Here is a 23599-nt window from a genome sequence, read left to right on the forward strand (position 1 = left end):
AGAGGAGATACAAGCAATGAAGATAGGTTTGATCGGTTATGGAAATATTGGTAAGTTTCTCCTTCAATGTATTAATGAAAATCATTTAATTAAAGATGCTAAAATTACTATAATTTCTGGTCGTAATCAAGAGATAGGGAAGCAAGTTGCTTCCCAATACGGCATCCACTATACAGAAGATATGAGGGAACTTATAGAATCTGACGTTGACCTTGTTATCGAAGCAGCGACTGTAGGGGTTGTTAAAAAGTACGCAGCTCAAATTTTAAAAAGTGGTAAAGATTTTTTAGTAATCTCTGTAGGTGCTCTAGTAGATAAAGGTTTCTATGACAATCTCCAAATGCTTTGTAAGCATTCAGGAACAAGGCTTCTGCTTCCTTCAGGAGCAATTGGAGGTCTTGATATTTTGAAAGCTGCTAAATCGACAGGACAATTGGAAACCGTTTCCCTTACAACAAGAAAACCCCCACAGGCTCTGCCTGGAGCACCATTTGATGAAGAATCAGTGATTTTTACAGGAACTGCAAATGAAGCGATAGAAAAATTCCCTCAAAATATAAATGTATCGATCATTCTATCACTTGCTGGAATTGGGGCTTCTAGAACAAATGTGACGATTATCGCTGATCCGATGGCGAATCGAAACAGTCATACCATTGTAGCTACAGGTTCCTTTGGAAAGTTAACACTTAGTGTGGAGAATGACCCCATGCCTAATAATCCAAAAACAAGCTATTTAGCTGCCTTAAGTGTAATTTCAACATTACAAAATAAAGATTCCATGATTCAAATAGGTTAATTTTTTTATTAACAGAATATTTTAACTATGGTAAAAAGTGCGAAATAAAAGTTGATAAGAAATAGTAAAGGGGGAAAAGCAGATGATTAAAGAGGATGTTTCTTTTGAAAATATGACCAATAGCGGAATAATTGATTATTTAAATCAAACGGTTAAGCCAAGTGAAGGATCAATTCCTGCTTATGTTCTAGCAGATCCAAGTGTTTACAAAATTGAGCATGAAAAAGTTTTTTTAAAAACATGGTTGTTTGTTGGGCATGAGTCTGAAGTTCCAAATAAAGGTGATTTTATTACCCGAGATGTAGCTGGTTATTCCGTTATTATTTCTAGGGACTTTGAGGGAAAAGTCCGTGGATTCTACAATATGTGTACTCACCGTGGAATGAAATTATGCCGTGCAGATAAGGGGAATAAGTCATCGTTCGTTTGTCCATATCATGGCTTTAATTTTAAAAATAACGGTGAACTTATAGGTGTTCCGTTGAAAAATGATATCTATGGTGGCACTCTAGATACGTCTAAGCTATCTTTGCATCAGGTAAAACTCGAATCCTATAAAGGGCTTATGTTTGCAAGCTGGAATGACAATGTTGAGCCATTGGATGAGTTTTTAGGAGAGTTCAAATGGTATTTAGATATTTTAGTAGGAAGAGCTGATATGGAAGTTATCGGGGCGCCGCAACGATTTGTCATTCATTCAAATTGGAAAATCGGTGCTGATAACTTTGTTGGGGATTCCTATCATACAATGGTTACCCATGGATCTATTGCGAAATTAGGAATGGTTCCAAGTGCAACCTATTCGAAAAAGGGATATCAAATCTATACAGATCATGGGCACGGACTAAATCTAGGAACTCCGAACCCCGACTTTGCTTTTCCAGAAGAATTAATTCCTGAATTTCAATCTAATTTAAGTAAAGAACAATTCGATGTTATGGCTAATTTAAAAAATATGATTGGAAATATTTTTCCTAATTTATCGTTCCTAATCTCTCATACAAAAATCAAAGGCAAATTGATTTCCAATACGTCCATTCGTCAGTGGAGGCCAATTGGTCCAGATAAAGTGGAAGTAATCGCCTGGTTTTTAGTGGAGAAAAATGCTTCTGAAGATTGGAAGAAGCGTTCAAGAGAGTCTTTTGTCTTAACCTTTAGTCCGTCTGGCATTTTTGAACAAGACGATACAGAAGTTTTTACAGATATAACAGCAGCTGCTTCAGGAACGATGATTCTGCAAAAGAATATTACGTACAATTACACTATGGGGATGAAACGTCAACCAGTGAAGGATTTTGTCGGACCAGGAACCGTCTATGATGATAAGTTTTCGGAAGCCAACCAACGAAATTTCTATCAATATTGGCTTGATTTAATAAATGCTTAAAAGAAATTAATTAGTCCCTGCTGAAAGGAATGAACACGACGTTCATTTCTTCCAGATGGAAAGGGCAAGATCAAACGAATAATGAAGGAGTGAATGGGTTGAGTTTGGATAAGATGTTAGCAACGTACGAGTTCGAACAATGGTTATATCGTGAAGCGAAACTTCTCGATGATATTAATTTTGATGGCTGGTTTAGTTTAATGCATTCAAGTCTACAGTATCAAATGCCAGTACGTGTAAATAAGGAAGGAATTGAACGTCCTGATTATTCGATGGACATGTTTGCTTTTGATGATGACTATGAGTTGTTAAAAATCCGTGTAGATCGTTTAAAGACGGATTATGCATGGGCAGAACTTCCACCATCTCGTACACGGCGTTTAGTAAATAATGTCCAATTGATCGATTACGTGCCAAACCAAAAGGCTAAAGTAAATAGCTATTTAATGCTGTATCGAAGCCGCAGTACAGATATTCATCATGATCTTATCTCTGGTGAACGTCAAGATGAATTTATATATGAAAATGGAGAATGGAAACTTGCAAAACGTTTTTTTATCATTGATCAAACGACGATCAACACAAGAAATCTAGCTATTTTTGTGTAAAAAAACAAAAGGCTGATAAAAGGTTGAATCAGCCTTTTTTAGGTTAATAAGGCGATCTTGATAGGGAATAGGAGAAGTTGATCATGTCAGAATTGTTAAAAGATAAAGTCGTATTGGTCACAGGTGGGGCTTCTGGAATTGGAGAAGCCGTAACACGGCGTTTTATACAAGAAGGGGCAAAGGTCAGTATTATCGGCCGCTCACAAGAAAGATTAGAAAAAATGAAAAATGAGTTCGGAGATCTCATCCTAACCGTACAAGGAGATGTGAGTAAATACGAAGATAATGAAAAGGCCGTACAAGCGACGGTTGAACAATTTGGAAAATTAGACGTATTTATTGCAAATGCTGGTGTATTTGATGGATTTGCTAAATTCTCTGAAGTGACTCCTGAAGCGGTATCCGATGCGTATGATTATCTACTTAATATTAATCTAAAAGGAACCTTTTTTGGTATTAAAGCTGCTCTTCCTGAACTACAGAAAACAAATGGCAACATTATTTTCAGTATGTCAGGTGCAAGTTTTTATCCTGATGGCGGTGGAGTTTGGTATACAGCTAGTAAGCATGGCCAACTTGGATTCATGCGTCAGCTTGCCTTTGAACTCGCACCGAACATTCGGGTCAATGCGGTAGCCCCTGGCGGAACATTAACAGAGTTGTCGGTCATTCCACCGTTGCGACCATTCGTTAAAATCGTTGATAACGATACGAAAGCAAAGAGTATTCGAAAACGAAATCCATTGCAATTGGCACAGATGCCTGAAGATCATGTTGCGGCTTATGTGTTGCTTGCCTCTGATGAAGCAAAGGCGATTACGGGAGAAGTCATTTCAAGTGATGGCGGCTTAGCTGTGCGTGGCCTGTAGAAAGAACGAGTAAATGGAGGGAACCATATGATTAAATCCTCACCGATTCTTGGAAATAACGAAATCAATCAAATTGCCTTTGTTGTAAAGGATATTGAAAAGGTGTCTGAAGCTTTCGCTACATTATTAGGGATTAAGAAACCAAATTGGTTTTTGACAGGTACAAGTGATGTATCAAAGGTTGTCTTCCGTGGGGAGCCTACAGAGTCCCGCAGCAAATTAGTTTTTATAAACACAGATGGGGTTCAAATAGAGTTAATTGAGCCTGACCACAACCCAGGTACAATGCGTGAATTTTTAAATGAAGTGGGCGAAGGAATTCATCATTTTGCTTTAGATGTAGAGTCAATGAAAGATGGTGTAGAGATCCTGGCAAAAAATAGGTTGGGAATCCTTCAAACAGGTGAATTTACCTCAAGTAAGGGACGCTATGCCTATGCGGACGCTTTCGATCGATATAAAACGTTATTTGAACTTCTTGAGCGTGATGAACCACAGCCAGTTACCGATCCTGAACCAGAAGGGGAGCCGTTATTGGGTACGACAAGGGTGGAACAACTGGCATTTGTTGTGAAAGACCTTGATCAAGCTGCAGATGCATATTGCACTCTACTAGGCGTCGAAAAACCAAACGTCATTCATTCTGGTCCTCGGGAGGTTTGCCAAGTTGAGTTCGAAGGTAAACCAACAGATGCAGATTCTAAGTATATGTTTATAAAAACCCCGTTAATCGAAATTGAATTAATTGAACCAGGCAGTGCACCAAGTACTTGGAAAAAACATTTAGAAGAACAAGGGGAAGGCGTGCATCATATTTCATTTGTCGTGAAGGATATGGATGAGAAGATTACCATGCTTGAAAAACTAGGATACCCCGTCATTCAAAAAGGAAACTTCTATAACGGAAAGGGGCGCTATGCCTATATGGATACTGTTTCTGACTATAAAGTCATCATTGAATTACTAGAGAAATACTCAAAAAAATAAAAAAAGGCGCCTTCCAGTTTCTGGGGGGTGCCTGTCACTCTACTAAGTCGCTCTACTAAATAAATAACTCCACTACAAATACCACTAGACACGAAGCTAGCGATACGATAAATAAGCTTTTACCAAAATAGGATAGGGCAATAGCAACGATGAAACCAATTAAGGCAGACCAAGTGGATGACGTAGCCTCTAAAATAGCAGGAAAAATCATAACCGCTAATGTAACATACGGTACATAATATAAAAATGACTTTATAAATGTGTTCTTAATTTCTTTTCTAATCAGCGTTAAAGGAAGGACCCTCACAAGATACGTAACGATGGCCATTACCATAATATATAGAAAAACATCAACCTTCACGTGATCCCTCCTCCTTTACAGGAAATAGGAACGCAGCAAGTCCAGCAATGATAATGGTCAACACGATAATTTTTACCCCTGATGATATGGTATCTAGAATTGGCAAGGTTGCGAATAACCAGCTTGCTGCCATCGAAATGATAATAAGTGCTGTCAACATTTTATTCCCTTTGGCAGGAGGAATGATAACAGCTAACAGCATTCCATAAAGAGCAATACTTAACGCACTAATCATCCTCGTTGGCAAAATATTTCCTGAAACCACTCCGAGTAAGGTACCTAGTACCCATCCAGGCATGGCAATACTGATGATACCATACGTATAATAAGGATTTAATTTGCCTTGAACAGCCATGGATAAACCAAATACCTCATCGGATATTCCTGTCGCCATGAGCATCCGTTGCAGAATCGGGGTGTGTGGATCAATTTTTTGGGACAGGGCTGCCGACATTAAGAAATATCTGGAATTAATTATCAACTGAGTAATTGCAATTTCCACAAAGGCCGCTGACGTTGCGATTAAAGTGATACCGGCAAATTGTCCAGCCGAAGTAAAGTTCGTCAACGACATGAACACGGCTTCAAAAGGGTTAATTCCTAACTGTTTGGCAATAATTCCAAAAGTAAAGGATACAGCCATATAACCAAGAGCAACGGGAATCCCATCTCTAAACCCTTTTTGCCACTCCCTTAAATTTGTTTTCATTCCTATGTACCTCCATGATGCGAAAGATATAATAATATTATGTAAATAAATATTTCTATGATTCTATCATGAAACATTGCAAAATTAAAGGGTGTCAGGCATCTTCCAGTTTCTGGAAGATGCCTGACACCCAAACTGACATTATTTGATCATTTTCATAATTTTGATGGCTACGTAGATTTCGAGTAAGTCTTCGAGTTGGTTGAAATCGGCGTTTAAGATTAACTCTAGTTTTTTTAGTCTTTTTCTTAGTGTGTTTGGGTGAACGTATAGTTGTTCGGCGGTTAAGTTGATATCCGCATTGTTGTAAAAAAACGATTCTAATGTTTCTAGGTGGACAGTCTTATTTTCTTGATCAAGTAAAACGTCTCTTAAAACCTCCGCATAATAATCATGTAAAGTATTACGATGGATATTTGATAAGAGCCTTCCAATCCCAATATCCTCAAAGTGACGAACAGCTGCTTTTTTTATTTCATATTTTCCTAATTCAATCGCTACTTTTGCCTCATAAAAGCTACGGAATAACTCTTTATTCGAAGCGTAGTGGCGACCAATTCCGATCTCACACTCTAATTCCTTTAACTCTTTCTTTAATTGATCATGGATCTGTTGAGCTAAAGTCAATGTAAAATCTTTTCGTTGTTTAGGTAAAAGAGAGCTATCCTCAAAAATGATAACAATGATATCTCCTTGAAGTTTAAATATGATCCCGTGTAATGAACGAGATGAGATAAACAATTGAATTTTTTTCAGCATCAATTCGATGTTAATCCCAGAGTTCATTTGGTCCATTTTCTGATTAAATCGTATGACCATTAACTCAGCTTGTTTCGCGAAATCCCAACCCCATTGTTTTCCTTGTTGAAACAGTAATTGTTCCGATTCTATATTATTATAGAGTAAGTTATAGAGAAAATTGTCTTTATACGATTGATGAGCACGTAAAACGGCTTCTTCTTTTTTAAAAAATGAGAGAAGTGCAGGGATTGTATGGATCACTTGCTCAATACAAATATCAATCATCATATTTGGTTGTTCCTTGAAAACGACAAAACCATATTGGTTTGTTTCCGTGACCAGCGGGAAGAGAAAATAATGTTCTTGCCTATCTTGTAAAAGCAACAAGGATTCAGGCTCTTGCCTCCCCGCATTTTGACTTTGATAAAGGGACTCCAAATGTTTAAATGATTCCTGTTGGTGGTTGCTATGTATAGAATGAAGATAGAAATATTCATCTAAAAGAAAGATTTCCTGTCCCAAAATAAGCGATAAACGCTTGAAAAAGGGGGCTAATCCCTGTGAATCAATGAGTTCAACCCAATAACGGGTAGAGTGTTCGAAAACATATTGATATAAACCAATTGATTTTAAGTGTGCAAGATCGCTGATGCTCTTTTTCAAACTAACTAGGTTTATTTCTTCCTTTAAAAATAATACAGGCTTGTGATGAGTATCAATCTCATTCACTTCTTCGTTTGTAAGATAAGGCTCCATCTTTCCAAACAAGAGAATCCCTTGTATATGCGGAAGAAAAAGATAGTCTTGAAGTTGTGCAACCGTATCAGGCTCGCTTTGCATCAGTAGTAGTGTTACGTCACTTCCTATAGGCGTGTCTTGTACATGTAAAAAGCTCTTTTCTTTACCTTTCCAGCCTCCAATAATATTAGCTTGATTGAAAGGAGAAGCAGTGATGAGTTCTTGAAATGTGAGCAATTAATTAATCAACCTCCGTTTCATTCATTAATGATTTAGACCAGAAAAGCGTCTTAGTCTTCTCTGGAGATTGGGCTGAATGATGGGTACTAAATCGGATTGACGGGTTTGTCATTTTTTTCATTTCAAATCCATATACGGCTCTATCATAATGTGCGTTTTTCGGATCATTTAGATCGATGACTTCAATCGCTTGAACTGGACAAGATGAAACACAAATCGTTGATTCGCCTTGCATTTGCATATCATAACACATATCACATTTATCGGCTTTCCTTGTGATCATATTAATAGAAATGGCATCAAAAGGGCAAGCCGACACACAAAGGGAACAACCTGAACATTTGACTTGATCAATCACGACCACACCATTTGCTTTCTTTTGAATCGCCATCTCCGGACAGACCGCCATACAAGCGGGGTTGGAACAGTGGTTACATGACATGGAGAAATGATGGAAATGTTGTCCAGCCTTATCTGTGTCATCTTGAAAACTATGAATGTTTCGACGAAAAGTGTCTTTTTGTCCATGTTCATTTTTACAAGAGAATTCACAAGATCGACAACCTAAGCATTTTTCAATATGGACTAAGAATCCTAATTGCTTCAAAAAGTTGTCACCTTCTTTCTATTTTCTTTACGATTTTTTCTATATAATCATTATATAAGATTATTTACTATATTTATTGTGAAAAATAGTACATATTTTAGAACTTTTTAGGAGGGGATGTAAAATGGATCAAAACTATGATGTGACTAGACATGTTTGTCCCCGAAATTGTTATAGTTCATGCAGTATTCTTGGTTATTCGAAAAATGGTCATTTAGAAAAGGTAACCGGTGATCCCGCACATGGTTATACGAAAGGATTGCTGTGTGCCAAAGGATATCATTATATCAATCAAGTCTATCATCCAGATCGACTTAAATACCCTATGCGTCAGGTGCCACGAGGTAGTGGAAATTGGCAGCGGATTTTATGGTCAGAAGCGATTGACACTATTACGGGTAAAATCATTGAATTATATGACCGTTATGGATCCCATCTATCATTAGCATTGAATAAGTACTCAGGAAATATGGGTGTTTTACATCATGCCATGGAAGGGTTTTTTAATGGATTAGGAAAAACGTCCCGAGCGGTAGGGAACCCATGTTGGGCTCCAGGAATGGATGCGTTATATTATGACTATGGTGGCTATCAAACCTCCGATATGGAAGATATTCTACATGCGGAAACGATTATTCTCTGGGGAGTGAATCCCGTTTGGACGTCGATTCACTCGATGAACTATATATACGAAGCACAAAAACGCGGAGCAAAAGTGATTACAATTGACCCGGTTTATACGGAAACAGCAAAGAAATCAGATGTGTACCTTCAAGTAAAGCCTGGAAGTGATGGGACCCTTGCTGTTGCCATTGCAAAATACATCATCGATTATGAATGGGATGATGTGGAATTTTTGAAAAAGTATAGTAATGGATGGGAAGAATTAAAAGAGCATTTACAAGGTTTATCAATGGAAGCGGCTTTAGCAGAATGTGGACAGAGTATTGAAGCGATACAATTTATGGCGGAACGATTGAGTAAGCATCAACCAGTTACGATGTGGATCGGGTTTGGGATGCAACGAAATAAGAATGGCGGTCAAAACATTCGTGCCATTAATGCATTAGCGGCGTTAACAGGAAATATAGGAAAAAAAGGCAGTGGAGTTCAATTTGGTCAACGAGAAACAGATCAATTTACCTATCAAATTTTAAATCATACTCCACTTCTTGCCCCTGAACAAACTGGATTTCGATCCGTCGATATAAATGATTTTGCGGTTGATGTCCAAGCTCAACAAGACCCACCGATTAAATTTCTATGGATCACTTGTCGGAATTTACTTACGCAAAGTTCTAATATAGAAGCATTAAAACAGGCTTTATCATCAATGGAACTCATTGTAACGGTCGAACATTTTTTAACCGAAACGGTTCAGTATTCCGATATTGTTTTGCCTGCAACAATGTTGTTCGAAGAATGGGAAATCGTTACGAGTTATTGGCATCATTGGATCAGTGTGAACCAGCCTGCAGTTCAACCCTATTATGAAAGCAAAAGTGATTTAGAAATAGCCCGTCTGCTTTCACGAACATTAAATGAAAAAAGGAGAGGGTTTAGTGGATTTCCGACCGATTTAACGGATGAGGAGTTTATTGATCAAGAATTTACGGAAGAATTTTATCAGCAGCTCCATATTTCAAACTGGAGAGAATTATTAAACGGTCCAAAAAGAATGGATATCCCGAAAACAGCTTGGGAGAATTTAACGTTCCCGACACGATCAGGAAAAATAGAATTGTACTCCTCGGAGGCAGAACAAAATCAACTATCACCGTTCGGGTTGGATTTGAAGAGTACGAAAACCTCTTCACGTCACCCCTATATATTATTATTAAATCATGAACCTTTTCGGATCAATTCACAATTTCAAAACTTACTCTCTTTCAAGGATATTTATCAAGAACCTTGTATTTATTTACACCCCAATTTGGCAAAAGAGAAGGCAATTCAAAATGATACGATAGTAAGGATATTTAATGAAAATGGGGAGATCACCATTCGGGCAAAATTTTTACAAGATGTACATCCTCACACCTTATTGGTCTATCCTAATCATCCATTGATCAACAGGTTAATTCATTTTATACCTGCAGATATGGGGAAATTAAAGACAGGTGGAAAGGGAAATGCAATAAATAGTATAGGAGTAAATATTGAAAAGCTAAGATAATCTAATCCACAATGGATGTGTTTTTAATTGGTTGTTTCCAACAAACCATTAAACATATCCATTTTTTTGTTTTTCTAATATAGCCTTTTAAGAACAATTTATGAACAATTTTTTGTCAAAATGATTGCGAAATTGTGTATAAAATGTGAAGAAACGTACAAAGTTACTTTTTTTACACCGACGATGCTAAAAGTTTGTGTATAGTTCTACAATCTATCAAGCTAATTCTCTGATATGATTTTAATAGAAAGTGAAAGGAGCGAAAGAGATATGAAATCATTTCTTTTCCTATTGATGAATGTATTATTGATTGTTTCACTGTTAGGCTGCGGGCAGCAAGCGGAGGAAAATATAAAAGATAAAATTGATTTTGTCCCAAATGAAGAATATGTTGGGGATCCACATCCTACTGTAAAGAAAGAAATGAAATTAACAGATGAAGAAAAGGAAGAGTTTGAGGTGCTCCAGAAAAAAATTCAATCAAGAACCGGGGTTGAATAAAATGACGATTCTACAAAATGATGTGGTCTGTCATGAAGAAAAGCTACTAATCTACGAAATGTTTTGGCATTATTATCGAGGCGAGTTTCATAGATTGACACCGATCCAATGGAAACAGTTAGCACAGATTTTGCGAGATCTACAAAGTTTCGTCATTAATCATGATATCTCACAAGCGTTAAAGATTTTAGAAGATGTCAATGAGAGCGATTTGGAAACCTTTGAATATGACTATAACCGTTTATTTGTTGGACCGAATGGGTTACTATCCTCTCCTTTTGAATCCAGTTATCGGAATTTAGAAGGGACCATTATGCAGCAAGATACTTTAAAGGTTCGTAACTTTTACCATCATGTGGGCCTGCAAGTCGAAAATGAAGGACAGGTTCCAGATGATCATATCGTATTTGAATTGGAATTGATTCTACATTTATTAAATGACCAATTGTTAGAGCATCAACAACTCTATCAAATGTTTTTAGAACAACATCTGTTTAAATGGATTTTTGAGCATTGTAGCAGAGTCATGAAAAACAGTCAGCATCCGATTACCTATGCCATGGGTGTTTTATTAAAAGAGTTTTTACAACTAGAAAAAAGAGACACGGAAGGTGGGAATTCAAATGATAACTGAAAAATTTTCTCGCCGAACTTTTATCAAGGGTTCTGCAACATTAAGTAGTTTATTAGGATTAGGAGCGATTGGAACGAAAGCTTCAAAAGGATTAGTTCCAACCGCCTCAGCACAGTCAACTAGCAAAAAGGGAACATTCTATAATGCATGTCCACGAAATTGTTACGATACTTGTTCGATTGTCACAACTGTTGAAGATGGAAGAATTACGTTTATTACAGGAAATGAAAACAACTTGTACACGAAAGGTCGTCTTTGTGTAAAAGGAAATACATATCCACGGGTTGTTTATTCACCCGATCGAATTAAATACCCAATGCGCCAAAAGGGTCGTGGATCAGGAAATTGGGAAAGAATTAGCTGGGATGAAGCTTATACGATTATTGCTAAAAAAATTCTTGATATAAAAAAAGAATATAGTACGACTCTCCCAATCTGTTTAAACAAGTATTCCGGTAACTTTAATATACTAAATTATGCATCAGAAGGAATGCTGTCAAGTATCGGGTATACCACACGCGCACAAGGAACACCTTGTGATCCAGCGGGTTCGGATGCTCAAGCTTTTGATATGGGGACTGCTTATAATAGTGACCCTGAAGATTTTGTCCATGCAGAATATATTATTCTTTGGGGAGCAAACCCTGCTTGGACCTCAGCGCACTCGATGTATTTTATCGAACAAGCAAAAGAAAAGGGAACAAAGCTTGTGGTTATTGATCCAATCATTACGCAAACCGCTTCAAAAGCAGACGAATATATCCAAATAAATACAAGTACGGATGGAGCATTTGCTCTAGGAATGATTCGTTACATTATCGATCACGAGTTATATGATCCAGAATGGGTAAACAATCACTCCATCGGATTTAATGAATTTGCTTCATATGTGAAAAAGAATATTACGGTTGAATGGGCAGCTGAAAAAACAGGCGTTCCGAAAGAAATTATCGAACGGATTGCTCGTGAATATGCAACCGCGAACCCAGCGAATATTTGGGTAGGATTTGGGATGCAACGTCATACAAATGGCGGTTCAATGGTACGTGCAATCGATGCTCTTGCTGCAATGTGTGGGAATATTGGGAAAAAAGGCGGCGGCATGAATTATATCGGTGGAGAAACATGGGGATTTAATTATCATACGATGAGCTTCGGACCTCCTGAAGGAACGGTTGGCGACGGAGATCGTTATGTAAACATGAACAATTTTGGTGCACAAGTATTAGAAGCCAATGATCCGCCAATAAAAATGATGTGGATTGCGTGTCGTAACCCATTAGCACAAGATCCTGAACCGAATGTGGTGAAAAAGGCCTTTGATCAAATGGACTTAATCGTAACGGCTGACCTATATATGAACCAAACAGTCGAGTACTCAGATATTGTATTACCTGTAACAACTCCATTTGAATCAGTAGGAGTAAATGTCAGCTACTGGCACTATTGGATGAATGCAAATGAGCAGGCCATCAAACCCCTTTATGAAGCGAAAAGTGATTTAGAAATTGCGATGGGATTATCGAAGAAATTAAATGAGCTAGAACCAGGTTCTTGTACCTTCCCTGTTTCGGGCGATCCTAAGGATTGGGTAGAAAAGGAATTCAACGAAAATATTCGTGATATGTTTGGTGTCAGTAGTTGGGAAGAATTACGGAAAAACGGTGGAACGGTGAAGGCGAATGAAAAAGTTACGGTTGCTTGGCAGGATTTGAAATTTAGAACTCCGTCTGGAAAGTATGAATTTTATTCTGAAAAAGCCGTGGAATATGGTCATCATCCACTTCCAGTTTATGTGGAGAAATATCAAGCACCGAAAGAATATCCACTTCGTGCGATTTCTCCGCACTGGAAATTAGGGATTCATAGCCAATTCCAACATACCGATTGGTTAATGTCCATTTCAAGTCATCCAGTTTTGGAACTACATCCAGATTTAGCGAGAGAACATGGGATTAAAGAAAATGACATCGTAAAGGTGATCAATGATGCTGGTTATCTTACACTTCCAGCTAAATTAACCAAAACGGTTCCAACCGATACAGTCGTCATGTATGAAGGCTGGTGGAAGGATATCAATTATACAGAAAACTTTAATATTAAGGCAATCCCTTCCGATATGGGTAATTATAGTAAGGGTCAACTTGGAATAGCTTTCCATGATAATTTTGTCAATATCGAAAAAGCATAATAAGGAGGTGGGGATCACATGACAAAAAAATTAGGATTTTTAGTGAATATAGATCGATGTATCGGCTGTCATGCTTGTGAAATATCTTGTAAAAGCTTTTATGGGCTTGAGCCTGATATGAGACGAAGAACCGTTCGTGAGTTACCGGAGGATTTAGTAGGTTCTCCAACCCGTTGTTTTGTATCAACTGCTTGTAACCACTGTGATGAACCGGCATGTGCGAAAGCTTGCCCAGTAGGAGCATACACGAAGCGTGAAGATGATGGTATTGTTGTTCATGATCAAGATCTTTGTATCGGCTGTCAAATGTGCGGAAAGGCTTGTCCTTTCGGGGTTCCTCAATACAATCCAGTTAAGAGAAAAATGGATAAGTGCAGCATGTGTTATGAACGTCTTGATGTAGGGGAAGATCCAATTTGTGTTTCAAAATGTCCGATGGAGGCGATTGAAATCGTGGATTATAATGAAGTTCAGCCTTCAGGAACTGTGAGTATCGTCCCAACGTTTGCTGACCCATCGATTACACATCCAACAACTCAATTTATTTTACCAAAACCAGGCAAACAGTTTAGGAGGGCTTAAGGATGCATGATTTTCCTCTTGTGGTCTTTACGATCTTGTCGCAGTTAATATTAGGTGGATTTGTTACGTTATGGTGGTTAGATCGGAAAAAAGGCAGGATTTCAAAAAATTCAGGTTTACTGATTTCTATTTCTTTACTAGCCATTGCAGGCATTTCACTGCTTGTGTCTATGCTTCATTTAGGACAACCATTACATGCGCCACGTGCAATTTTAAATTTTAAGGTTTCTTGGTTAAGCCGTGAAATTGTTTTTTATGGTGCATTTGTCGGATTGATTCTAGTCTATACATGGTTTTGGTTTAAGGAAGATCGGGCAAAGCGAAATATGACCGGCTGGCTCGCATCTATTATTGGTGTCATTGCTATTTTTTCATCAGCGAAAATATATATGATCCCAAGCTTTCCGGCATGGGATGGTGTTAATACTATGTTTACTTTCTTTTTAACATCCCTGTTATTAGGACCTTTATTTGTAGCAGCCTTTTTAACAGTGAAAGGCGAATTAGATGTAAATATTTCAGTACTTTCGATTTGCGGGTTAGTCCTTACAGCAGTAGTAGCCATTGGGTATTTTTCATCATTGCTTGCAGGTTTGCCAGAGGCAGTTGAAACAGCAAGATTAACATTCCAACATGGATTCTTTTGGGCTCGTATTGTTACATTCTTGCTAGCATTAGGATTATTAATAGTAACTTATAAATATAGTAAGTTGCGTAATGTTAAAGTATTTTCTGCAGCATTTACGATTTTATTAGTTAGTGAATTTTTAGGTAGATATTTATTTTATGAAACAGCGGTTCATTTATAAGTAGAGAGAGGAGGAGAGGGAATGAATCTATTAAACTGGATAAAAGTAATTGATAAAAAAGTGACTGCCTTAAGTGTGGAGAGCAACCTTTGTACAAGCAGGATATCTCCAAAAAGTTCTTGTCAAAGCTGTGTGGAAGTTTGTCCGACAAAGAGCATTTCTTTTAACAATAAGGAAATCGTCATCGATGATCATTGTGTGGAGTGCGGTCTCTGTACGGCCGTTTGCCCTACAGGTTCCATTGTGATGAACCGACCCTCTCTTTCCCAAATTACATATGATCTCATTTCTACTTGCGAGCGAAATGAAACCGTCTATCTGCATTGTGACAAAGTAACTCTTTCCAAAAAAAGGGCTACAGCTGTATCAGTCCCATGTCTTGGAATGATTCCAAGGGAAGCATGGGTTAGAATAATGAATAAATGTGAAAATCTTTCCATTTATCATCCTGATGCTTGTCAGGGTTGTGAGATAACGACAGGAGAACAGATTTGGCGTAAGGAACTTGAAGTAGGAGAAAAAATGTGCGGTCAGACGATTCCGATTCTAACTCAAGTGTATAACGGGGATCAAGAAGTGTCTTATGATTTGGACCGAAGAGCGTTCCTATCTTCTCTTTTTAACGAAATGAAGAGTACAAATAAATTGGTTTTAAAAGAAATGGCAGGCGGCGCTCCTTCCATTCCGTCGTATCTGGAAAAAATCAAAGACAGCGATTCAGTAACAAAAGTAAAAAAAGAGTGGGAAGCATTATCTCATCAAATGGTAGAGAATATCACAAAAGAATCAGCTTATCCTTATATGCAGAAAAGATCCTTGTTCATATCAGAATTACAAGGAAGTGAAGAATTGCAGAATCGGAAGGATACCCGTCTGCCAGAGATACTACCGGATTGTTCCTTTTGCGGGGCGTGTACGATTCTGTGTCCAACCGAGGCGATTCAAATGGAGTATGTGAATGATCGCCAAGTCATTACATTAACCCCATATAAATGCGTCGGTTGTTCCTTATGCGAAGAAATTTGCTATACGGAGAGTATTGTATTACTACCTCAACCAAATGGAATGCTACTTCGAGAAGAACATATCATCGCTGCTAAAAATGGGTGACAGGCATCTTCTATTTTATGGAAGGTACCTGCCACCCTATATAGATTATATAATTATTTAAATTTTCTAAAAATTTGTATTGCGATTTCATTTTAGTAGTGTTAAACTCTCTATATGAGTTTATATTCTATAAAGAACATCTCCATCACTCCACTATTAGTCTTTTTTAAGCATAGCAGAATAAATAATTAAGAAGAAATGAAAGTAATATATACTTTTTCATTTGCTGAATGTTTTTATTTGCTTTTCCAATCAAACTTAGATTTCCTTATCTATTAAAACAAAATTACACCATTCCATGACCAAAAAAATACAATTAAAAAAGATAGTGAGTCATAATGAACTAAAAATTTTTTTGCGCATAAATGTTAGTGAGTAATAACTCTATAATTACCTACATATATGTTAGTGAGTAATAACAACCATAACGATTGAAGGGAAGGCCTATGACGACTTCGGATAAAATTTTAAAAGTAGCTATTGAATTAATGGCCAGCAAAGGATATAAAGGCGCAACAACCAAATTAATAGCAGAAAAGGCTAATGTGAGTGAAATGACGGTATTTCGTCAGTTTAAAACAAAGAGGAAAATATTAGAAGAAGCAATCGATCGCTATTATTATACGATTCAGTTCAAGGAACTATTTAAAGAGAGGATTGTCTATGACCTCGAAAAAGATTTGATGATGGTAGCAAAGTTATATCACAAATTAATGAAAAATAACAAAAATGTGATAAAAATTGCCATTCAAGAAGGAAACAATGTGAAGGGTCTACTAGACCAAGTGAATAAACATCCAAGGCAATTAAAAGAATTACTCGTTCAATATTTTAATGAGATGAGAGATAAAAATCTGATTATTGAAGACGACTATGAAGCAAAAGCAATGAATTTCTTATATTTGCATTATGGAATTTTTATTTCGCGCTCATTTGTGGCCGGTGAAGAGGTTACAGCAGAAACGATTACATCCTTACCGGAGGAAGCTTTAATAAAAGATAGTGTCCAAGTTTTAGTGAATCAGTTATCACCAACATATAGTAAACAATTAAATTAGGAAAATATAAGGAGGATTTAGAATGCATTTATTCATTCATTTAACACACGGTCCAGAAAAACCTACACAGGCTGATAGAGCCTTTTTGATTGCAAAAACTGCTTTACGGGATGGGCATCAAGTATCGATGTTTTTAGCAGGGAGTGCCGTCCAATTGATTAAAGATGAACATCTTGATTCAGTTTTAGGGATTGGCGTAACGGCAACAGAGTTGCGAAATTCAGTAGAAGAAATTATTGAAAGAGGTGGACGAATCGTTTTATCTCAAGTCTCATGTGGTGCAAGAGGGATTACAGTTGAGGAGCTTAAACATAAAAAAGTAGAAACCGGTTCTCCGAGTGTTTTAGTTGAAATGACCGCTGTATGTGACAAAGTGATAACGTACGGATGAATGGAGGAAAATGTTGATGGCAAGAATTTGGGAAAAATTCTTACATGAAAGGGATGCGAAAATCTATCGTTCTGCAGGCTTAGGAAAAAACACGGGGCTAGGCAAGAAACCTGCATTATTAATCATCGATGTTCAGTATGGTTTTACAGGAGATGGACCTGAAGGTATTGAAGAATCGATCAAAAAATATCCGACGAGCTGTGGAACAACAAGTTGGGAAGCCATTCCCCATATCAAAAAGGTACTCGATAAGGCACGTGAAAAAGGGGTGCCTGTACTATATACGGTTATTGAAGGTAATAAAGGTATGGACAATGAGAATTTAGTGATAAAAGGAAATGCGTTTAACTTACCTATCATGCTTGAAGGGGAAAAAGGAACGAGAGTGGTCGATGCTATTGCTCCAATTGAGGGTGAAATCGTCATTTCAAAAAAGAAAGCAAGTGCATTTTATGGGACACCGATTATTTCCTATTTAAATGCAAAAGGAGTAGATAGTGTCATTATCACAGGTTGTACGACGAGCGGGTGTATTCGGGCAACGGCAGTAGATGCTTTTTCTAACCATTATAAAGTAGTTGTCCCAGAAGAATGTGTATTTGACCGCGGAATTACGACTCATGCTCTTAATCTATTCGATATTCAACAAAAATATGGAGATGTGTTGAGTACGGAACAAGTGATAGAAGAAATGAACCAAATAAAGGGAGAGGTTGTCACAAGATGATTATATCGGGACAAGATGGTAATTTGGTGTTAATCAGACAGGAAGATCATGCCCTGCAAGTAGGAGATATTGCGAGAAAGTGGGGAAATGAGAATTTCCAAAAACTATTAAAACATGAATCTGTAAGTCTAGCAATTGAACGACATGACTCTGGATGGCATGAGCCAGATACGGAGGTTTTATTCAATCCCAATACGAAAAGACCGTTAAACTTCATGGATGTACAACTTCCCCAACATGTAAAATTTTATGAAACGGGATACCGTAATACGCTTGAGAAAGATCCATATGCAGGAATGATGCTAGGGATGCACTGGATTGGTCTTTATACAAGTAGGTTTGGGTACGATCCGACTTTTACGTACAACGTTCCTGACAATTTACAGAATTTTATGAACAACACTTTATCTACCATCCAAAAAGAATGGGTCGATATCAAACAACAATACTGGACCTATCAACAGAAATTTAGTGAGTTTGAAGATCAAATTTGGATGTCTTATGAATTCTTCCAGGTCATGGATCGCTTAGGGTTGTTCATGGGGTTGAACAATCCTAAAGAAGAAAAGACGATGTCCTTAGGAATCATTAGACCAACACGTACAAGCGAACCCGTCGAGGTTACGGCAAAATCACTTGGTAATGGAACAGTTGAATTAAGTCCCTTCCCATTTGCGCAAGACTTTGAAACTACTGTACCAGCAAGAAGAATCGGAGATCGTGATTATGAAAATCAGCAAGAAGCCAAAAGTGTACTAGAAAACACAGAAACAGAAGATGTAAGATGGAAAATTGTTGCTAGATAACATTACTATTGTTTACTTATTTTTTTGACTTTGAAGTAGAAATGTTGTTTTAGAAACCCTGATTATTCTAGTCTACGGTATTTCTTAAAGAACAAGTGAAGAAGAGGTGAATTTCCAATAAAATAACTGAATATTCTGTTAAAAAAGACAAACAGTAGGTGATACCATTGCGAGAAAGTATGATTTTGAAAAATGAATTTGCTATTGTAGCTGTTGCACTAGACCGCTCTGCCAATGGAGATCGCTTAATGCTTAAAGATATTCGAACCGGAAAAATTTCCTATTTTGATCCTCTAGAATTAGAGAGTCTTGTATGGAGCTCGCATAAAGACCTGACCGATTTACTAGACCCATCGAAAACGAGATGGATTCATGAAGTAGACGACTTAGAATCCTAAACAAAAAAATTAATTAAATATAAGGAGTGACAAAGCATGTCAAATCAAATTGATACGACATTGTTTCAAAATCAAAAAGGGGAAACACAAAAGTTTAAAGCAGCTGTATTAACAGGAAAAGAAACAGTTGAAATATTGGAATTCCCGATGCCTGAAATCGGAGAGAATGACGGACTGCTTCATGTGGAAGCTTGTGGGGTATGTGGTTTTGATAGCGAAGCGTATCTAAATGGAGGTAATGGTGTATTTCAATTGCCATGTGTGATTGGGCATGAGATTGTAGGTCGCGTTTCAAAAATCGGACCAGAAGCAGCCAAACGTTGGGGAGTGAAAGAAGGGGACCGTGTAGTTGTAGAAGAATACATCCCTTGTGGTTCCTGCCGTAATTGTCTAACAGGCCATTATCACCAATGCTTTGAACTTCGTTATGGTGCTGTTCGAATCGATCATCCTAAGACTGCATTATGGGGCGGATTTGCGGAATATATGTATTTACACCCGAATGCGATTATTCATAAAGCGAGTCCTGATGTTTCACCAGAGCTATTACAGTTATATATTCCTATCTCAAATGGGATTCACTGGGTCCAAGAAGTAGGAAATGCAAAAGTGGGAGATACAGTTGTCATCCAAGGACCTGGACCTATGGGATTAGGGGCCGTAATCGGGGCCAAAGAGGCTGGCGCTGAAACGATTATAGTCACAGGAATGTCCAAAGATGCCCATCGTCTAGAAATGGCAAAAGAATTTGGAGCCACACATACCTTCTTCGCCGATACTCAAGACGTTGTAAAAGAAGTAGCGGCAGTAACTGATGGAAGAATGGCCAATACCGTAATTAATGCGGCAACAGCGCCACAACAATTAGTATCATCGCTAGATTTAGCAGGTGAAAGGGCAACTGTAGTACATTCTGCAACGGATGAGAAATTAACACAAAACCTAATGTCTAGTAAAATTACATGGAAATTATTAACCGTCAAAGGTGTATTGGGAAGACCAACGAAGGCTGTGGGTGTAGCTTTACGTGTCATTGAATCTGGAAGATATCCATTAGAGAAAATGGTGACTCATAGTTATCCAATTGAACAAGCAGGTGAAGCCGTCCATACACATGCATACGGAAAAGACGGTTGTATTCATGTAGCTGTAGTGAATGAATCATTGAAAAAGGAGTGGTGATTCGGAGTGGAGATGACGAAAGTAACGAATCTTGTTCAAGAAGGAGCCGTTCACGGAGATATTTATTTAAAAGAAGAAATCTTTCAATTAGAAATGGAGAAAATTTTTGAAACAACATGGGTCTATGTAGCTCACGAAAGTGAAATTGCCAACCCAGGTGATTATAAAACGACCTTCATTGGAAGACAGCCGGTTATTGTCACGCGTGAAGCAGATACAGAAAAGGTGAATGTCTTTTTCAACCGCTGTAGACATCGTGCGGCAACGGTTTGTCAGCAAGAAAAAGGAAACGCTAACTATTTTAGATGTGCGCTGCATGGTTGGACCTACTCAAATAATGGAGATCTAACCGGAATGCCATTTCAGGACGGTTATGGGGAAGATTTTGATCGTTGCACAATGGGACTCAAAAAAGTAGCGAGAATAGGAATTCATAATGGGTTTATTTTTGCGAGCCTCAGCAAGGCTGGAAAAAGTCTTGATGAACACTTAGGTCACGCTAAGAAATATTTAGACTATGTTGTTGGAACGGGACCAGAAGGGATAGCTTTAAATGCAGGTGTTCATAAATATCATTTTGACGGAAACTGGAAACAACAGGTCGAAAATACAATTGATCCATACCATTTAAGCGTGACCCATCGAAGTTTCTTTAATATTCTTGCTAATAAAACAGGTAAGAAAATAAATTTTGCCAGAATGCATAAATCCGAAAAAATTCGCGATCTTGGCAACGGTCATTCCCTTTATGAACTTGACGCAGATATCGGAATTGGTGAATTACCATTTAATCTGATCATTTTCCCGAATTTAGGAATTCTCGGGTCACAAGTTCGAGTAACGTTCCCTGTTTCAGTTGATAAAACAAATGTACAGTTATATCCAATTATGTTAAAAGGAGCTTCAAAAGAGGAAAACGCAGCACGGTTACGAAAACATGAAGGGTTTTACGGACCAGCAGGGTTTGGAACTGTCGATGATTTAGAGGTTGCATTTGATCGAGTCGTGGAAGGATTAAAGGCCAAAAGTGGAGATGAAGATGGGGAGTGGTTAGAAATTAGCCGTGGATTAAGTCGTGAAGTCGTTGATGAAGATGGAATCATTACGGCTACATCTAGTGATGAGATCTCTTCAAGGGCGTTTTATAAAGAATGGAAACAACTAATGTCTTAAGAAGGAGGGCACTTTTATGAATCCTGTTTTAGTGGATATTAAGGAAATTGAAGCATTCTTAATTCAAGAAGCGGATTACTTAGATCGTAAACAATTTCAGGATTGGTTACATTTATTTGCAGAGGATGCGATTTATTGGGTTCCATCGAATCAAGATGATTATGACCCCATGGTACATGTATCGATCATCTATGATAACATGGAACGCTTGAAGGAACGTGTATGGCGGTTAGAAAGTGGTTTGGCTTATGGACAGGAGCCTCAATCAAAAACGAATCATTTGCTGACAAATGTACGAATTCTTGATAATCTTAATGACCGTATAAAAGTAGCTGCTAATTTTATAGTTGTTGAAATACGAAGAAGCGTTAAAACGATTTACTCTGGAAGAATGGAGTATGAATTAATTCAATCAGGTCTATCTTGGAAAATTGCACAAAAGAAGACAATCTTGCTTGAAAATGACGAATATATCGGTAACTTTAGTTTCCTTATTTAATGTCTTACTAAATAATGAGGAGTGGTTAAATGAACCTACAAGGTGAAACGAAGTTTGATATTAGTCCACAAAAATTATGGGATTCTCTACATGATGAGGAGATTTTAAAGAAGGTTATTCCAGGCTGTGAACAACTCGTCTTGAATGAGTCAGGTGAGTATGATGTCATTTTAAAGCTAGGGATTGCTTCAGTTAAAGGTGAATATATTGGGAAAGTCCGATTAGAGGACATCGATCACCATCAGTATTATATCTTACATGCTTCCGGTAGTGGTTCTCCGGGTCATGTCGAAGCGAAAATGAATTGTTATATTGATGAAACCGAAACAGGCTCTGTTCTTAAATGGGATTGTGAAGCTGCAGTAGGTGGAACGATTGCAAGTGTTGGGAACCGAGTATTAGGTGGAGTCGCTAAATTTTTAGCTGGAAAGTTTTTTAAGGACATTCAAAAGGAAATCAAAGTAACATCAAGTTAATGTTAAATTTCAAGAAATAAATTCACAAAATTTATAATAAACAAAAAAATAAAAAAGAAGGTTGATAAGATGGAAAAAAATTATCGTGTAGGACTAATTGTTCCTAGTTCCAATACAACCATGGAAACTGAAATTCCTGCGATGCTGCAGCAGAAAATGATGGTTGATCGAGAGAGTTCATTTACGTTCCATTCAAGTCGAATGAGAATGAAACAGGTCGTAAAAGAAGAGTTAGCTAAGATGGATGCTGATAGTGACCGATGCGCAGTAGAACTGTCAGACGCTCGTTGTGATGTTCTTGCATACGCTTGTCTAGTAGCCATCATGTGTATGGGGGCCGGATACCATAAGCGCTCTGAAGATCGGCTCCATTCAGCAACGGTAGAAAACGGCGGTGAGGCTCCTGTCATTAGTAGTGCAGGTGCCCTTATCGAAGGGATTAATGCAATCGGTGCTAAAAAGGTATCTATTGTCACTCCATATATGAAGCCATTAACACAAATGGTTGTTGATTATATTGAACAAAGTGGAATTGAGGTCATTGATGCCATTAGTTTAGAAGTTCCAAATAATCTTGATGTAGGTAGATTAGATCCGAACAACTTACCTGATATTGTTAAAAGGTTGAATATTGAAGGAGCAGATGCAGTTGTTCTATCTGCTTGCGTTCAAATGCCATCTCTACCTGCTGTTCAAAAAGTAGAAGACCAACTCGGACTCCCAGTACTTACGGCTGCAACTTCAACTGTGTACCGAATTCTTAAGACATTGAATCTAGATACAAGGGTGCCAAGCGCTGGTAGTCTACTATCTGGAAAATACTAAGTTTTATCACTTTCG

General features: G+C 37.7%; 26 protein-coding genes. 22 read left to right on the top strand and 4 right to left on the bottom strand.

The annotated features are described in order from the left end of the window. The first annotated feature begins 16 nt into the window (after positions 1-16). From nadX to Q5760_RS12745, 5 genes are all read left to right on the top strand, one after another. Positions 17-799 carry an aspartate dehydrogenase gene (nadX, locus tag Q5760_RS12725; RefSeq protein WP_428908021.1) on the top strand — a complete coding sequence of 261 codons (783 nt, stop codon included), beginning with the start codon at positions 17-19 and terminating at the stop codon, positions 797-799. Positions 800-881: 82 nt separating this feature from the next. Next, positions 882-2186 carry an aromatic ring-hydroxylating dioxygenase subunit alpha gene (locus Q5760_RS12730; RefSeq protein WP_428908022.1) on the top strand — a complete coding sequence of 435 codons (1305 nt, stop codon included), beginning with the start codon at positions 882-884 and terminating at the stop codon, positions 2184-2186. Positions 2187-2215: 29 nt separating this feature from the next. After that, entirely contained in the window at positions 2216-2794 is a 579-nt protein-coding gene (locus Q5760_RS12735; protein WP_428908023.1) for an aromatic-ring-hydroxylating dioxygenase subunit beta, read from the top strand. Positions 2795-2877: 83 nt separating this feature from the next. Next, positions 2878-3663 carry an SDR family NAD(P)-dependent oxidoreductase gene (locus tag Q5760_RS12740; RefSeq protein ID WP_428908024.1) on the top strand — a complete coding sequence of 262 codons (786 nt, stop codon included), beginning with the start codon at positions 2878-2880 and terminating at the stop codon, positions 3661-3663. 27 nt (positions 3664-3690) lie between these two features. Continuing rightward, on the top strand, positions 3691-4650 hold the full coding sequence (locus tag Q5760_RS12745; protein WP_428908025.1) for a VOC family protein: 960 nt from the start codon (positions 3691-3693) through the stop codon (positions 4648-4650). A 55-nt stretch (positions 4651-4705) separates the two neighbouring features. Here the strand turns inward: Q5760_RS12745 and Q5760_RS12750 are convergent, their stop codons facing one another. The 4 genes from Q5760_RS12750 to Q5760_RS12765 all read right to left on the bottom strand — a co-directional run bounded on the left by Q5760_RS12750 (position 4706) and on the right by Q5760_RS12765 (position 8046). After that, a complete protein-coding gene (locus Q5760_RS12750; RefSeq protein ID WP_428908026.1) occupies positions 4706-5011 on the bottom strand; it encodes an AzlD domain-containing protein in 306 nt (101 codons plus the stop codon). Next, positions 5001-5720: an AzlC family ABC transporter permease gene (locus Q5760_RS12755; protein WP_428908027.1), complete on the bottom strand. Its 720-nt coding sequence runs from the start codon at positions 5718-5720 to the stop codon at positions 5001-5003. Before Q5760_RS12755 ends, Q5760_RS12750 begins: the two co-directional genes overlap by 11 nt. A 141-nt stretch (positions 5721-5861) precedes the next feature. Then, on the bottom strand, positions 5862-7436 hold the full coding sequence (locus Q5760_RS12760) for a PucR family transcriptional regulator (RefSeq protein WP_428908028.1): 1575 nt from the start codon (positions 7434-7436) through the stop codon (positions 5862-5864). A gap of 4 nt (positions 7437-7440) precedes the next feature. Next, positions 7441-8046 carry a 4Fe-4S dicluster domain-containing protein gene (locus Q5760_RS12765; protein ID WP_428908029.1) on the bottom strand — a complete coding sequence of 202 codons (606 nt, stop codon included), beginning with the start codon at positions 8044-8046 and terminating at the stop codon, positions 7441-7443. A gap of 124 nt (positions 8047-8170) precedes the next feature. On the opposite strand from Q5760_RS12765, the gene Q5760_RS12770 reads away from it, so the two are divergent. From Q5760_RS12770 to Q5760_RS12850, 17 genes are all read left to right on the top strand, one after another. Continuing rightward, complete coding sequence (locus Q5760_RS12770) at positions 8171-10222, top strand: molybdopterin-dependent oxidoreductase (RefSeq protein WP_428908030.1); 2052 nt, start codon at positions 8171-8173, stop codon at positions 10220-10222. 270 nt (positions 10223-10492) lie between these two features. Then, positions 10493-10723, top strand: a complete 231-nt coding sequence (locus tag Q5760_RS12775) for a hypothetical protein (protein WP_428908031.1) — start codon at positions 10493-10495, stop codon at positions 10721-10723. Position 10724: 1 nt separating this feature from the next. Continuing rightward, positions 10725-11357: a TorD/DmsD family molecular chaperone gene (locus Q5760_RS12780; RefSeq protein WP_428908032.1), complete on the top strand. Its 633-nt coding sequence runs from the start codon at positions 10725-10727 to the stop codon at positions 11355-11357. Beyond that, complete coding sequence (locus Q5760_RS12785; protein WP_428908033.1) at positions 11347-13548, top strand: molybdopterin-containing oxidoreductase family protein; 2202 nt, start codon at positions 11347-11349, stop codon at positions 13546-13548. The genes Q5760_RS12780 and Q5760_RS12785 overlap by 11 nt, the downstream gene beginning before the upstream one ends. A gap of 18 nt (positions 13549-13566) precedes the next feature. Further along, entirely contained in the window at positions 13567-14130 is a 564-nt protein-coding gene (locus Q5760_RS12790; protein WP_428908034.1) for a 4Fe-4S dicluster domain-containing protein, read from the top strand. Between the two features lie 2 nt (positions 14131-14132). Then, positions 14133-14939 (top strand): dimethyl sulfoxide reductase anchor subunit family protein, encoded by an 807-nt coding sequence (locus Q5760_RS12795; protein ID WP_428908035.1) that lies wholly within the window; start codon positions 14133-14135, stop codon positions 14937-14939. A 21-nt stretch (positions 14940-14960) separates the two neighbouring features. After that, positions 14961-16049, top strand: a complete 1089-nt coding sequence (locus Q5760_RS12800) for a 4Fe-4S binding protein (protein ID WP_428908036.1) — start codon at positions 14961-14963, stop codon at positions 16047-16049. A 446-nt stretch (positions 16050-16495) separates the two neighbouring features. Next, a complete protein-coding gene (locus Q5760_RS12805) occupies positions 16496-17107 on the top strand; it encodes a TetR/AcrR family transcriptional regulator (RefSeq protein ID WP_428908037.1) in 612 nt (203 codons plus the stop codon). A gap of 22 nt (positions 17108-17129) precedes the next feature. After that, a complete protein-coding gene (locus Q5760_RS12810; protein ID WP_428908038.1) occupies positions 17130-17498 on the top strand; it encodes a DsrE family protein in 369 nt (122 codons plus the stop codon). Between the two features lie 16 nt (positions 17499-17514). Beyond that, on the top strand, positions 17515-18225 hold the full coding sequence (locus Q5760_RS12815) for an isochorismatase family protein (protein WP_428908039.1): 711 nt from the start codon (positions 17515-17517) through the stop codon (positions 18223-18225). Next, positions 18222-19031 (top strand): DUF3891 family protein, encoded by an 810-nt coding sequence (locus Q5760_RS12820; RefSeq protein ID WP_428908040.1) that lies wholly within the window; start codon positions 18222-18224, stop codon positions 19029-19031. Before Q5760_RS12815 ends, Q5760_RS12820 begins: the two co-directional genes overlap by 4 nt. A 158-nt stretch (positions 19032-19189) precedes the next feature. Then, on the top strand, positions 19190-19429 hold the full coding sequence (locus Q5760_RS12825; protein ID WP_428908041.1) for a hypothetical protein: 240 nt from the start codon (positions 19190-19192) through the stop codon (positions 19427-19429). 36 nt (positions 19430-19465) lie between these two features. Continuing rightward, positions 19466-20611, top strand: coding sequence for a zinc-dependent alcohol dehydrogenase (locus Q5760_RS12830; protein WP_428908042.1), 1146 nt, complete (start codon positions 19466-19468; stop codon positions 20609-20611). Positions 20612-20623: 12 nt separating this feature from the next. After that, positions 20624-21784 carry an aromatic ring-hydroxylating oxygenase subunit alpha gene (locus Q5760_RS12835; protein WP_428912571.1) on the top strand — a complete coding sequence of 387 codons (1161 nt, stop codon included), beginning with the start codon at positions 20624-20626 and terminating at the stop codon, positions 21782-21784. Between the two features lie 16 nt (positions 21785-21800). Further along, complete coding sequence (locus Q5760_RS12840) at positions 21801-22283, top strand: aromatic-ring-hydroxylating dioxygenase subunit beta (protein ID WP_428908043.1); 483 nt, start codon at positions 21801-21803, stop codon at positions 22281-22283. 29 nt (positions 22284-22312) lie between these two features. Then, the gene (locus Q5760_RS12845) at positions 22313-22759 is read left to right on the top strand and encodes an SRPBCC family protein (protein WP_428908044.1); all 447 of its coding nucleotides are present in this window, start codon (positions 22313-22315) and stop codon (positions 22757-22759) included. Positions 22760-22828: 69 nt separating this feature from the next. Beyond that, on the top strand, positions 22829-23584 hold the full coding sequence (locus Q5760_RS12850; protein WP_428908045.1) for a maleate cis-trans isomerase family protein: 756 nt from the start codon (positions 22829-22831) through the stop codon (positions 23582-23584). Positions 23585-23599: the final 15 nt, after the last annotated feature.

The organism is Niallia sp. Kr1, assembly GCF_050389805.1.
Taxonomy (GTDB): Bacteria; Bacillota; Bacilli; order Bacillales; family Cytobacillaceae; genus Bacillus_BD.

Excerpts from the sequence above, each read along its gene's own strand:
- nadX (WP_428908021.1), top strand. The coding sequence starts at position 17 with ATGAAGATAGGTTTGATCGGTTATGGAAATATTGGTAAGTTTCTCCTT.
- Q5760_RS12730 (WP_428908022.1), top strand. The coding sequence starts at position 882 with ATGATTAAAGAGGATGTTTCTTTTGAAAATATGACCAATAGCGGAATA.
- Q5760_RS12735 (WP_428908023.1), top strand. The coding sequence starts at position 2,216 with ATGAACACGACGTTCATTTCTTCCAGATGGAAAGGGCAAGATCAAACG.
- Q5760_RS12740 (WP_428908024.1), top strand. The coding sequence starts at position 2,878 with ATGTCAGAATTGTTAAAAGATAAAGTCGTATTGGTCACAGGTGGGGCT.
- Q5760_RS12745 (WP_428908025.1), top strand. The coding sequence starts at position 3,691 with ATGATTAAATCCTCACCGATTCTTGGAAATAACGAAATCAATCAAATT.
- Q5760_RS12755 (WP_428908027.1), bottom strand. The coding sequence starts at position 5,720 with ATGAAAACAAATTTAAGGGAGTGGCAAAAAGGGTTTAGAGATGGGATT.
- Q5760_RS12770 (WP_428908030.1), top strand. The coding sequence starts at position 8,171 with ATGGATCAAAACTATGATGTGACTAGACATGTTTGTCCCCGAAATTGT.
- Q5760_RS12775 (WP_428908031.1), top strand. The coding sequence starts at position 10,493 with ATGAAATCATTTCTTTTCCTATTGATGAATGTATTATTGATTGTTTCA.
- Q5760_RS12780 (WP_428908032.1), top strand. The coding sequence starts at position 10,725 with ATGACGATTCTACAAAATGATGTGGTCTGTCATGAAGAAAAGCTACTA.
- Q5760_RS12785 (WP_428908033.1), top strand. The coding sequence starts at position 11,347 with ATGATAACTGAAAAATTTTCTCGCCGAACTTTTATCAAGGGTTCTGCA.
- Q5760_RS12790 (WP_428908034.1), top strand. The coding sequence starts at position 13,567 with ATGACAAAAAAATTAGGATTTTTAGTGAATATAGATCGATGTATCGGC.
- Q5760_RS12795 (WP_428908035.1), top strand. The coding sequence starts at position 14,133 with ATGCATGATTTTCCTCTTGTGGTCTTTACGATCTTGTCGCAGTTAATA.
- Q5760_RS12800 (WP_428908036.1), top strand. The coding sequence starts at position 14,961 with ATGAATCTATTAAACTGGATAAAAGTAATTGATAAAAAAGTGACTGCC.
- Q5760_RS12805 (WP_428908037.1), top strand. The coding sequence starts at position 16,496 with ATGACGACTTCGGATAAAATTTTAAAAGTAGCTATTGAATTAATGGCC.
- Q5760_RS12810 (WP_428908038.1), top strand. The coding sequence starts at position 17,130 with ATGCATTTATTCATTCATTTAACACACGGTCCAGAAAAACCTACACAG.
- Q5760_RS12815 (WP_428908039.1), top strand. The coding sequence starts at position 17,515 with ATGGCAAGAATTTGGGAAAAATTCTTACATGAAAGGGATGCGAAAATC.
- Q5760_RS12820 (WP_428908040.1), top strand. The coding sequence starts at position 18,222 with ATGATTATATCGGGACAAGATGGTAATTTGGTGTTAATCAGACAGGAA.
- Q5760_RS12830 (WP_428908042.1), top strand. The coding sequence starts at position 19,466 with ATGTCAAATCAAATTGATACGACATTGTTTCAAAATCAAAAAGGGGAA.
- Q5760_RS12835 (WP_428912571.1), top strand. The coding sequence starts at position 20,624 with ATGACGAAAGTAACGAATCTTGTTCAAGAAGGAGCCGTTCACGGAGAT.
- Q5760_RS12840 (WP_428908043.1), top strand. The coding sequence starts at position 21,801 with ATGAATCCTGTTTTAGTGGATATTAAGGAAATTGAAGCATTCTTAATT.
- Q5760_RS12845 (WP_428908044.1), top strand. The coding sequence starts at position 22,313 with ATGAACCTACAAGGTGAAACGAAGTTTGATATTAGTCCACAAAAATTA.
- Q5760_RS12850 (WP_428908045.1), top strand. The coding sequence starts at position 22,829 with ATGGAAAAAAATTATCGTGTAGGACTAATTGTTCCTAGTTCCAATACA.